Origin of the sequence: Pedobacter miscanthi (genome assembly GCF_003315595.1) — a bacterium.
In the GTDB taxonomy this organism is placed as follows: Bacteria; Bacteroidota; Bacteroidia; order Sphingobacteriales; family Sphingobacteriaceae; genus Pedobacter; species Pedobacter miscanthi.
In genome coordinates, this window is sequence record NZ_QNQU01000003.1 from 155584 (window position 1) to 167895 (window position 12312).

The following is a 12312-nucleotide window of genomic DNA, read 5'->3' on the forward strand; positions in this document are numbered from 1 at the left end:
AACCTTCTCAATATTTTAATAACCTATCTATCGTTTCTGCTAATCTTGCGTTAGCCAAAAAATCTTCCTCTAAAACCTTGCTCATTGGGATTGCGGTATCCAAACTTGCACAGCGCATCACAGGCGCATCTAAATACTGAAAACAATGTTCTCCGATCCAGGCTGATATTTCTGCGCCAAAACCATTGGTTAAGGTATCTTCGTGCAAAATTAAAACCCTTCCTGTTGCTTTAACTGCTGCGCTAACGGTTTCCTTATCCCAGGGCTGTAATGAGCGGAGATCGATTATTGTGGCATCTCTTTCAGGATGTTGTTTCACATAATCCAATGCCCAATGTACGCCCAAACCATAAGTAATAATCGCAAACTTATCGCCATTACTTAATTTAACTGCTTTACCTATTTCCGTAGTATAATAACCATCCGGAACGGGGGCTGTTAAACTTCTGTAAAGATACTTATGTTCGAAATAAAGCACTGGATTTGGATCTTCAATTGCTGCCAGCAACAAGCCTTTTGCATCTTCAGGGAAAGCGGGATACAACACTTTTAGTCCAGGGGTTTTGGTAAACCAGGCTTCGTTACTCTGCGAATGGAATGGTCCGGCGCCTGTTCCAGCCCCTGTTGGCATGCGTACCACAACATCGGCCTTTTCGCCCCAACGATAATGTGTTTTGGCCAGGTTATTTACGATCTGGTTAAAACCAACAGTTACAAAATCGGCAAACTGCATTTCTACAACAGCTTTATAGCCATTTATCGACAGGCCTAAACCTGCACCAACAATGGCCGATTCACAAATTGGGGTGTTGCGAACCCTGGCTTTGCCATATTTCGCGGTAAAGCCATCTGTAATTTTGAAAGCACCACCATAATCTGCAATATCCTGTCCCATTAAAACCAGGTTAGGATATTTTTGCATGGCAAGATCCAGTCCATCGGTTATGGCGTCTAAATATCTTTTATCTGTGGATGATTGATCAGGTTGTATCACTTTCTGTTGATAGGGATAATACATATCAGCCTCTTCCTGATTGGCATTTGCTTCCGGTTCAGCCTCATTAAATGCATCTTCAATTTCCAGTTCAATATCTCTTTTGATTTGGATTTTGATGTCGATTACACTATCTGATGTTAAAATGCCCTGTTCAATTAAGTAGTCTTCGTAATTGCTGAGGGGATCTTTCTTTTCCCACTCATCAAAAAGTTCCTGAGGAACATATTTGGTGCCTGATGCTTCTTCATGCCCACGCATCCTGAATGTAAGGCATTCTACCAAAACCGGTCTTGGATCCTTTCTGATTTCCATCGCAAGCTGGTTAATGGTATTGTAAACTTCCAAAATATTGTTCCCGTCAATCTGAACACCTTCAACGCCATAACCAATGGCTTTATCAACCAGGTTTTTGCACCTGAATTGCTCTGATTTTGGAGTGGAAAGTCCATATCCGTTATTTTCAATGAGAAAAATAACCGGAAGGTTCCAAACGGCGGCAACATTTACCGCTTCGTGGAAATCACCTTCACTCGTGGCACCTTCGCCAGTGTAAACTAAGGTAGCATGTTGTTTATTAGCCAAAACATCAGCCAGTGCTATACCATCGGCTAAGGCCATTTGCGGGCCAAGGTGAGATATCATCCCGACAATTTTATAATCCTGCGTACCGAAGTGGAAGGAGCGATCGCGGCCCTTGGTAAAACCGGTTATTTTGCCCTGCCACTGGGCCATTAATTTTTTAAGCGGAATATCGCGTGAGGTAAAGACACCGAGATTGCGGTGCATGGGCAAAATATATTCATCACTTTGCATGGCCAGGGTACTGCCAACTGCAATGGCTTCCTGACCAATACCTGAAAACCATTTACCAATCCGCCCCTGACGTAGGAGTTTGAGCATTTTGTCTTCAACCATCCGGGGGTAAAGCAATCTTTTGTATAAATTCAGTAAGAATTTGTCGTCTTTATTTCCTCGGTTGAAATGCATTAGCAGGCTTTTTGATTGAGATTTTAAGAAATATCCCATGGGTTGAGAGATTCAAGATCAGCAATTTTTTTAAAATCAGATGATTTTCTTATTTTGATAGTGTTTTGGATAATTTCTTCTGATAGGTCATAAACAAGCGATGCTGAAATGAATCCGTTTAATTGTTGAAATTGATGTTCGGTAATCTTGGACCAGCCCAAAAGTTCTATTCTAGAAATAACAGACAAATGCATTTCGAGATTATCCATAAATACCAGTGTTTTTTCAGGTAATTTATTTTCAAGATACTCAATTACTGAATTGGTATCTGCTAAATATCCCTTTCCCATTCGTTCCTGCTATCGATAATATATTGCTGGAATTCTTCGTATTGCTTATCGGTAAGATTTAGTGAACCACGATAATCAGAATGTTTTTTTTTTAGGTTTCTCCATTTCGTTAAGCTCATCGACAGCATAAACCAAAACCTCAATTTGTCTCCCAATATAAGCCTTAGGAACATCTATTGAGATGTTTTCTTTATCCGGTGTTATTATTGTTCGTACCATACTCAAATATACAAAAATATAAAGGTTGATTAAACTCTATTTCCGTTCAAAGTCCATTTAAAGACTAAAGACTAAAGACTAAAGACTTAAGACTCTTTACCTTTCTTCAACTCTTCCCATTGTTTTGCAAAAGATTTATCAGCAACTTTTGGCATCTCGCGGTATTTGCCCCAGCTCTTTTTGAAGAAGCTTTTGAGCATGAAGTTTTTAAACTTCCCACCAAAGAAATCCATCCACTTGCGCTTTTGCATCATTTTGCTAAACATGCTCCAGCCAATTTCCTCTTTTTTGCCATTGTCGTGAGCTGCAGCTGCATCTCTGCGGTTGAGCAATAACATTTTATGGATATCGATTTTAACAGGGCATACTTCAGAACATTTGCCACAAAGGCTGGATGCATAGCTTAAGTGTTTAAACTCTTCCATGCCTTTAAAATGGGGCGTAATAACTGATCCTATTGGACCACTGTAAGTTGTATTATAGGTATGGCCACCAATATTTTTATAAACCGGGCAGGCATTTAAGCAGGCTCCACAACGGATACAATACAGGCCCTGCCTTTGGTCTTTTTGGGCCAATAAATTGGTCCGGCCATTATCAAGGAGGATCACATACATTTCTTCGGGCCCATCCGTTTCATTAGGCTGGCGTGGACCACTTAAAATGGTATTGTAAACGGTTAGGTTCTGTCCGGTTCCGTGCGAAGCAAGCAAAGGCCAGAACAGATCCAGATCAGCCATAGAAGGGATTACCTTTTCAATACCAACAATAGCAATATGGATTTTGGGAAAAGTGGTACTTAAACGTGCATTACCTTCGTTTTCGGTTAAAGCAATGCTTCCAGTATCGGCTATTAGGAAATTTCCGCCACTGATACCGATATCGGCTTTTAAATATTTATCGCGGAGTAATTCGCGTGCTTTTTGTACAAGTTGTGGTGGAGTGGCGTCTAACGGAGTGCCAAATTTATCATGAAATAACTGGGCAATATCGGTTGCGCTTAAGTGCATGGCAGGGGTAACAATATGATATGGCGCCTGCCCTAGCAACTGAACAATGTACTCGCCCAGATCGCTTTCTAAAGATTCGATGTTGTTTTTTTCCAGGAAATCGTTCAGGTGGATTTCCTCTGTTGTCATCGATTTAGATTTGATAACCGTTTTGCCATTATTTCTGTTGATGATATTGAGGATTTCCTGTTGTGCTTCCTCTGCGTCATTGGCCCAGATCACCTTGCCACCACGGCGCTGGAAATTAGATTCGAATTCGGGCAGGAACTTATCGAGGTTTTCCATTACACGCCATTTGATAACGTGTGCCTTTTTTTTGGATGCCTCCAAATTTTCGAATTTTGACAGGCCCCGTTCAACAGCTGCATTGTATTTGCCAATATTATAGTTTATGGTTTTACGATGCGGTAAATCGAAAGCTTTTTCGTCAGATTTCTCTAAAAATTCCTCGGCAATATTCATCAATGATTATTTTGTAATAGGTAACGAATATTAACTGATTTTAGTTTTTAGCTATTTCGTTATAAATTCAAAGATAGGAATTTATGTAGGCGGGAAAAGTATTAACCACAAAAAAGCCCCAACATTTTGCCGGGGCCTGGTATTTTTACTTTATTATTTCTTTGGATTGCCTTTTCCATCCATATCTACTACCGGACGTTTAGGTCTGTTGGCCAGTTCCCACGCGGTAAAGTAAGTTAATTTTGCGCGCTTAGATAAAAGTGGGAAGTTAATTTTGCTTACCTCGTCACCCGGTTTGTGGTAATCCTGCTGCAACATTCCATCATAATAGAAAATGATCGGAATACCTAATTTAGCGAAATTATAATGATCAGAACGGTAGTAAATCTGTTCCGGATCTTTTGGATCGTCATATTTATAATCCAGTTTCATTTTGGTATAAGTTGCATTAACCTGCTCACTTAATTTACCCAAATCGCTGCTTAACATGTTCGAACCAACTGAATAGATATAATTTGCAGAATCTGGTTTGCCCAAATACTCTTCTCCTGTACGTCCGATCATATCTGTATTTAAGTCTGCAATGGTATTTTCAACAGGGAAAACAGGATGCTCCGAATACCACTCAGAACCCCATAAGCCTTTTTCTTCACCAACAACGGTCATAAATAAGATACTGCGTTTAGAACCTTTTCCAGCTTTTTTAGCATCGGTAAATGCTTTTGCCATTAATAAAACGCCGGTTGTTCCCGATCCGTCATCATCAGCGCCATTGTTTACCTTATCTTTAGCATTTGGATCAGTTTGCAAACCAATATGGTCATAGTGGCCTGTAAGGATTAATACTTCTTTTTTTAATACAGGGTCTGAACCTTCCAAATAACCCAAAACGTTTTCGCATCTAACAGGTGTTTCTGTTTTTGCTGCGCTTGCCGAAAAAGGTACATTTAATACCTGTGAAGCAGGCGTCTGACTGTCTACAATTTTCTTTTGCAGATCTGCAACAGTTGTATTCGATGCTTTAAACAATTCGTTTGCTAAAGCTACCGAAATTGAAACTCGAGGTGTTTCGTTTTGTTTTTGAGCCTCTAAAGCAGCATTGGTTTTCACCATTACCCTTCCATTTTTAAGGGCTTGTTTGGTGCTTTCAGTTATTCTGTCAACTACAGGATCGATCAAAATAATTGCTTTAACATTATTTTCTGCAAAATATTTTGCTCTGGCTTCCATGGTAGCACGATAAGCAGCTCTATCAATCTTGGTGCCCGGTTTTAAAGTTGGATCACCACCATTGAACATCATGACTACTTTACCTTTAATATCCGTACCAGCGAAGTCATTATAAGTGTCCTTTTTTATCCCATAACCGATAAATACAATATCGTTGGTAGAAAAAGTAAAACCTTTATCACTGATTAACGTAGGTGAAACAAGGTAATCTTTTTGATATTCTTTAGGCTGACCGTTTACGGTTAAGTGGCTTTCTTTTAAAGTGACATTAACTAAGTCGATTTTTTGAAAATAGCTACCATTTACAGGTGCTTTTAGTCCCAGCGACTTAAAATAATTGCTGATATAATCTGCAGCCATCCACGCACCTTTTGTACCTGTTTCGCGACCTTCATATTCATCAGAAGCTAAAACAGAAAGGTGTTTGTAAGCATTCTCCGGATTAATCGCCTTACTGAACCTTATCGCATCCTGATTAGGCTTAAGGGGTGTGATTTGGCTAAAACAACTCGCTGATACAAGCGAGGCCAAACCAAAGGTTAAAAACTTTTTGTTCATTATGATAATAGTTAGTTGAGTTTGTTGTTAGCACGAAATTTTTTCGACCCTATTCTGGTGGCGGCCACCTTCAAATTCAGTGTTTAAAAAAGTTGTGGTAATTTCTTTAGCCAATTCTTCAGAAACAAATCTTGCAGGGATGCACAAAACGTTTGCATTGTTATGTTTACGTACCAAAGCGGCAACTTCATTCTCCCAACATAAACCAGCCCTGATGTGCTGATGTTTGTTCGCAGTGATGGCTACACCATTTGCCGATCCGCAAAGTAAAATGCCATAAGTAAACTCGCCATTTTCTACTGCTGCTGCAACAGGATGGGCAAAATCGGGGTAATCTACCGAGTTTTCAGAATAGGTGCCAAAATCTTTTACTTCGTAATCCTGTAAAAAATACTTTAATATTTCTTTGTATTCAAACCCGGCGTGATCCGCTCCAATAGCAATTTTAATTTTTGTATCAGACATTGTCAAATTTATAGAGAATTATGAAATCCGTTCGTAATGTTTTTGTTAGTTAGCGTAGAAAGCAGCCTCGGCTTTTTTCTTCTTTTTTTCAATGTAGGCTGAAACAAAAATACTCAATTCGTAAAGCAGGAATAATGGCGTGGCAACAATCAACATCGTCATAATATCTGGTGTTGGCGTTACAATTGCGGCGATAATCAGGATAATTACAGCGGCATATCTTCTGCTCGATCTCATCAGTTTTGGCGTCATTAATCCCAGTTTTGACAGGATGAAAATGATCACTGGCAGTTCAAATATAATCCCAGTACCCAAAGTTAAGGTGGCAACAGATGAAAGATAAGAATCAACGGTAAAGGTGTTTTTAATTTCAGCACTTACAGTATAACCTGTTAAAAAGTTAACCGATAGCGGACATACCACGAAGTATCCGAAAAAAATACCAATGATGAAAAGTATCGATGCGAAAAATACAAAACCACTGGCCGATTTACGTTCATTTTCGTGTAAAGCAGGTTTAATAAAGCGCCATATTTCCCACAATAAATAAGGAAAACCAACCACAATACCACACATTACACAAACATTTAACTGCAGGTTAAACTGACCAGCCATCTCGGTATTGATAATTTCGCCGTTAATTTTGGTGATACACATATCCTTACCCAGGGATGGAAAATGATCAACCAGTTTACACATCATACGGTAAGTCCAGAAATCTGGTTTTTTGGGGCCGAAAATGATTTTATCAAGGATCTCTTCGTTGAAGTAAAAAGCGATACCCGTAAAAACGGCAATGGCAATTACGGCTCTGATTAAGTGTTTACGGAGAACATCCAGGTGATCGAAAAAAGACATTTCTGCCTCTAATGTGGTGCTCTTCTGTCCGATAGCTTTTGTAAGTAAGTTTTTTTTAGTGTCGCTCATGTTGAAAACAAAAATACCATTCTATTTGAATAGAATGGTATTTACGTGTTAAATATAGAAATAGTTTATATTATTCTGAGAAATGCTTGAATATATTGACAAATTCAAACTAAAAGTTAATTGTAATGCCCTCTGAGCGAATAGATTTTAATAATTTGTTCAATTTCTGAGACAGCGTAAATAATTCTATGTTCTGAATTTATTCTCCTAGACCACTTACCTGTTAGATTATATTTTAGTGGCTCTGGTTTTCCAATGCCTTCAAATGGAGAATCGCTTATAGCAAGCAGAAGACTATGAATTTTCTTTTGTACAATACTATTTCCTGATTTCTTCCAAAAATCTAAATCATCGTTAGCTTTCGGAAGAAAAACTATTTCCATAAGTTATCTAAGTCAACTTTTGTGAAGTTTCCTTCTTTGAAATCTTTATCCCCTTGTAAAATTTTTTCTACAAATTCTGGGTTATAAGGCTTTTCTTTTTTTTCAAAAGAAATCTTCATGGCCTTTAATACCTGCTTTACTGCATTTAATTGGGCCTTGTTTTCCGGATGTACAATTAATGTTTCCATAATTCAAATTTACTGAAATAAATTTAAACTTTTAACAAAGAAAAATCCCATCTCGTTTTACCAAAATGGGATTTGAATTTTATAGTAATTTCTATTATTCTGAAAATTCGAACGTTTCCATAAATTTCGTGGTGAAATTTCCTGCCCTGAAGTTAGGATCTTTCATCAGTTGTAAATGGAACGGGATAGTCGTTTTAATCCCTTCTATTACAAATTCACTCAGCGCACGTTCCATCGTACAGATCGCTTCTTCACGGGTTTGTGCTACACAGATCAATTTAGCGATCATCGAGTCGTAGTTCGAAGGAATTGAATATCCTGCATAAACGTGTGTATCTACACGAACACCATGTCCACCCGGAGAATGGAAATTAGTGATTTTACCTGGAGAAGGACGGAAATTATTCGCCGGATCTTCAGCATTGATACGACACTCGATAGCGTGCATCTCTGGTGTATAGTTTTTACCTGAGATCGGAATCCCGGCAGCAACTTTAATCTGTTCTTTAATTAAATCGAAATTGATTACCTCTTCTGTAACCGGGTGCTCTACCTGGATACGGGTATTCATTTCCATAAAGTAGAAATTACGGTGTTTATCAACCAAAAATTCGATTGTACCGGCACCTTCGTAATTTACAGCCATTGCACCTTTAATGGCCGCTTCACCCATTCTCTTACGGAGTTCATCCGTCATAAATGGAGAAGGAGATTCTTCTACCAGTTTCTGGTGACGGCGTTGGATAGAACAATCACGTTCCGATAAATGGCAGGCTTTGCCAAACTGATCTCCGATGATCTGGATTTCGATGTGGCGTGGATCTTCGATATATTTTTCTAAATATAAACCATCGTTACCAAATGCTGCGCCAGATTCCTGACGGGCACTGTCCCACGCGTTTTCAAAATCTTCGTCTTTCCAAACTACACGCATACCACGGCCACCACCACCGGCAGTTGCTTTCAGGATAACAGGATAGCCCATATCATTGGCAATAGCAATACCTTCTTTAACGCTGGTAAGTAAACCTTCCGATCCCGGGATGGTTGGAACACCGGCAATTTTCATGGTTTCTTTTGCAGAGGCCTTATCACCCATGCCGTTAATCTGTTCTGGTGTAGCACCAATAAACTTGATATTGTACTCGCGGCAGATGTTAGAAAACTTGGCGTTTTCTGACAGGAAACCGTAACCCGGGTGTATAGCATCGGCATTGGTTAATTCTGCTGCCGAAATAATATTTGGAATATTTAAATAAGAATCTTTACTGGGCGGGGGGCCAATACAAACAGCCTCATCAGCAAAACGTACGTGTAAACTTTCGCGATCTGCGGTAGAGTAAACAGCAACCGTTTTGATGCCCATTTCCTTACAGGTACGGATAATACGCAAAGCGATTTCACCCCTGTTGGCAATTAGTATTTTTTTAAACATAATTTTTTAATTGATGATTACACCGATGATATGATTACACTGATCATTTGCGTAATGTAAACTGATATAACCAAATTTTAAATTAAATGTCATGGTTCGTGTCTCCACGAACCATTTATATTTTTCAGTTTTTTAAAATGCAAAACTGAACATCATCATAATTTTACGGTATTTCGGTCAGTGAGCACACAGGCCGAGGCGTAAGGTGACGTTACGATTAAATAGGTTCTACTAAAAATAACGGTTGGTCGTACTCTACCGGTGATGCGTTATCAACCAGGATTTTAACGATACGGCCAGAAACTTCACTTTCGATTTCGTTGAAAAGTTTCATCGCTTCAATAATACAAACTACTTTACCTGCACTGATCTCGTCGCCAACGTTTACAAACATTGGTTTTTCCGGACTAGCTGAACGGTAGAAAGTACCGATCATTGGTGATTTGATGGTTAAGTATTTTGAAGTGTCTTCTGCGGCAGGTACAGCAGGTGTTGCTGCAACCGGAGCAGTAGGAGCTGTAGCAACTGGGGCAGCAGCCTGTACAAGCGGAGCTTGTGGTACGGTAGCATGCACAACTGTTGGTGCCTGGTTTGTTTTGATCGTGATTTTGAAGTTTTCCTGCTCAATAGCAACTTCATTTACTCCAGAACGAGAAACAAATTTAATCAGTTCCTGTATTTGTTTGATATCCATTTTTTAGGCTAGTTATGTAAAAAATAGTGTTTATTGAATTAACTAAGTTATACTTTTTTTGTTTTATTTTTCTTTGCAACCGCTTAAGGTTGATGGTTTAATGGCTGAAAGTTAATGACTACGACACTTTATTCAAGTAAACATTGGCCCTCAACTCTAACCTCCTAACTCACTACTTAGAATCGTAGGCCCATTTAAGGTAAATTGAACCCCAGGTAAAACCGCCACCAAATGCAGCTAAAACGATATTATCGCCTTTTTTCAGTTTACTTTCCCACTCCCATAAACATAACGGGATGGTTCCGTTGGTTGTATTTCCGTAACGTTCGATATTGATCATTACTTTATCGGTGGTAACACCCATGCGGTTTGCGGTGGCATCAATAATGCGTTTATTGGCCTGGTGAGGTACGAGCCATGCAACATCATCGGCAGTTAAGCTGTTGCGTTCCATAATTTCGGCAGCAACATCGGCCATATTGGTTACGGCAAATTTAAATACGGTTGGGCCTTCCTGGTGTGCAAAATGCTCTCTTGCATCAACAGTTTCGTGTGTAGCAGGTTTAACAGAACCACCGGCTTTCATGCCCAGAAAATCTCTTCCGGCACCATCAGTTCTCAGGATAGAATCCTGAATACCATAACCTTCTTCATTTGGTTCTAATAAAGCACATCCACAGCCATCACCAAAAATAATGCAGGTGGTACGGTCTTCGTAATTGATAATCGACGACATTTTATCGCCACCAACTACCAAAACTTTTTTATGTCTTCCCGATTCGATGAATGAAGCTCCTGTAGAAAGACCGAAAATAAAGCCTGAACAAGCTGCCTGCAAATCGTAACCCCATGCATTTTTAGCTCCGATTTTATCAGCTAAAACGTTTGCTGTAGCAGGGAAAGTAAAATCCGGAGTAGTGGTGCAAAAGATAATCAGTTCTATTTCACTTGCATCAATACCTCTCTTTTTAAGTAAACCGTTAACGGCATGAACCGCCATATCGGAAGTACCTAAACCTTCGCCCTTTAAAATTCTACGTTCTTTTATTCCCGTTCTGCTGGTAATCCATTCATCCGAAGTGTCAACAATGGTTTCTAACTCTGCGTTTGTAAGCACATAGTCGGGAACGTAACCATTTACTGCCGTAATAGCAGCGTGAATTTTACTCATTTTAAGAATTTTAATAAATTATTTAAATGCCATTCTAATTTTTTCTACCAATCCGGTGGTAATCATTTCCCTGGATTGGAGAACCATATTTTTAACAGCTAGCGGACTGGAAATTCCGTGTCCGATAACAACTGGAGCGTTAACACCTAAAACCGGACTTCCGCCGTACTGTTCGTAATTGAAACGATCGAAGAACTCATCTTTAAGTCCTTTTTTGATAGTAAGCACATAAAACGATTCTGCTAATTTAAGCATTACGTTTCCGGTAAATCCATCGCAAACAATTACATCCGCTTTTTCATTGAATAAATCCCTTCCTTCCACATTACCAACAAAGTTAAACAGATTGGTATCTTTCATTAACGGGAAAGTGGCCATGCTCAGCATATTTCCTTTCTCATCTTCTTCACCAATGTTCATTAAGGCTACTTTAGGATCGTTGATCTGCAAAAGGTTTTCTGCATATAAACTGCCTAAAACGCCAAATTGTAGTAAGATATCAGGTTTGCAGTCGGCATTTGCACCTACATCTAACAGTAAGCCGGTACCACCTTTAATTTTTGGAAGAATTGTACATAAACAAGGGCGGATGATGCCCGGAATGGTTTTAACGCTAAAAACAGCGCCAACCAACATGGCTCCAGAATTACCAGCACTGGCAAAAGAGTCGAGTTTGCCTTCTTTTAAAAGGTTAAAACCAACAGCTATGCTCGAATTTGGTTTCTGAACGATTGCTTTGGTGGGATGTTCGCCCATACCAATTACTTCATCAGTATGAACGTATTCAAAATGATCTGGATTAAAACCTTCTTCTGCAAGTATGGGTTTAATCTGTTCGGTATCGCCAATAAGAACTAAATGCTCTCCGGCGTTAAGCGATTGATGAGCAGCTATTGCTCCCAAAACAATTGCTTTGGGAGCATAGTCTCCGCCCATTATGTCGAGGCCTATTTTCATAGAAAAAATCTGTTTGTGTTAAGTCAGGTGTAATCCTGAATTTTTCAGTGGACTAAGGTATGACTAAAGCCGCTGAAAACACAAACAATTTTTTAAGAAAATTACCCAATCTGAGTATTTTCGATAACCAGTTTACCGTTGTAGTATAAGTTACCATCAACGTTGTAAGCACGGTGAGGTACGTGGATGGCACCTGTTGCCGAGCATGTTGCTAAAGAAGGAGTAACAGCTTTATAGTGCGTTCTTCTTTTATTTTTTCTCTGTTTCGAGATCTTCCGTTTTGGATGTGCCATTGCTGTA

13 protein-coding genes are annotated in these 12312 nt (G+C 39.3%); all 13 read right to left on the reverse strand.

What is annotated here, in order from left to right:
• Positions 1-7 precede the first annotated feature (7 nt).
• Complete coding sequence (locus DRW42_RS04390; protein WP_113947800.1) at positions 8-1984, reverse strand: alpha-ketoacid dehydrogenase subunit alpha/beta; 1977 nt, start codon at positions 1982-1984, stop codon at positions 8-10.
• Between the two features lie 23 nt (positions 1985-2007).
• The gene (locus DRW42_RS04395; protein WP_113947618.1) at positions 2008-2313 is read right to left on the reverse strand and encodes a PIN domain-containing protein; all 306 of its coding nucleotides are present in this window, start codon (positions 2311-2313) and stop codon (positions 2008-2010) included.
• A gap of 305 nt (positions 2314-2618) precedes the next feature.
• Positions 2619-4004, reverse strand: coding sequence for a LutB/LldF family L-lactate oxidation iron-sulfur protein (locus DRW42_RS04400; protein WP_113947619.1), 1386 nt, complete (start codon positions 4002-4004; stop codon positions 2619-2621).
• 153 nt (positions 4005-4157) lie between these two features.
• A complete protein-coding gene (locus DRW42_RS04405; RefSeq protein WP_113947620.1) occupies positions 4158-5792 on the reverse strand; it encodes a M28 family peptidase in 1635 nt (544 codons plus the stop codon).
• Between the two features lie 27 nt (positions 5793-5819).
• Positions 5820-6257, reverse strand: a complete 438-nt coding sequence (rpiB, locus tag DRW42_RS04410; protein WP_113947621.1) for a ribose 5-phosphate isomerase B — start codon at positions 6255-6257, stop codon at positions 5820-5822.
• A gap of 45 nt (positions 6258-6302) precedes the next feature.
• Positions 6303-7184: a twin-arginine translocase subunit TatC gene (gene tatC, locus DRW42_RS04415; RefSeq protein WP_113947622.1), complete on the reverse strand. Its 882-nt coding sequence runs from the start codon at positions 7182-7184 to the stop codon at positions 6303-6305.
• Positions 7185-7300: 116 nt separating this feature from the next.
• Positions 7301-7567 (reverse strand): Txe/YoeB family addiction module toxin, encoded by a 267-nt coding sequence (locus DRW42_RS04420; protein WP_113947623.1) that lies wholly within the window; start codon positions 7565-7567, stop codon positions 7301-7303.
• Entirely contained in the window at positions 7558-7755 is a 198-nt protein-coding gene (locus tag DRW42_RS04425) for a DUF2683 family protein (RefSeq protein WP_113947624.1), read from the reverse strand. Before DRW42_RS04425 ends, DRW42_RS04420 begins: the two co-directional genes overlap by 10 nt.
• Positions 7756-7849: 94 nt before the next feature.
• Entirely contained in the window at positions 7850-9190 is a 1341-nt protein-coding gene (gene accC / locus DRW42_RS04430) for an acetyl-CoA carboxylase biotin carboxylase subunit (RefSeq protein ID WP_113947625.1), read from the reverse strand.
• 217 nt (positions 9191-9407) lie between these two features.
• Entirely contained in the window at positions 9408-9884 is a 477-nt protein-coding gene (accB, locus tag DRW42_RS04435) for an acetyl-CoA carboxylase biotin carboxyl carrier protein (RefSeq protein ID WP_113947626.1), read from the reverse strand.
• 172 nt (positions 9885-10056) lie between these two features.
• The gene (locus tag DRW42_RS04440; protein WP_113947627.1) at positions 10057-11055 is read right to left on the reverse strand and encodes a beta-ketoacyl-ACP synthase III; all 999 of its coding nucleotides are present in this window, start codon (positions 11053-11055) and stop codon (positions 10057-10059) included.
• Positions 11056-11073: 18 nt separating this feature from the next.
• Positions 11074-12012, reverse strand: coding sequence for a phosphate acyltransferase PlsX (gene plsX / locus DRW42_RS04445; protein ID WP_113947628.1), 939 nt, complete (start codon positions 12010-12012; stop codon positions 11074-11076).
• Between the two features lie 101 nt (positions 12013-12113).
• The gene (gene rpmF, locus DRW42_RS04450; protein WP_025143959.1) at positions 12114-12305 is read right to left on the reverse strand and encodes a 50S ribosomal protein L32; all 192 of its coding nucleotides are present in this window, start codon (positions 12303-12305) and stop codon (positions 12114-12116) included.
• Positions 12306-12312: the final 7 nt, after the last annotated feature.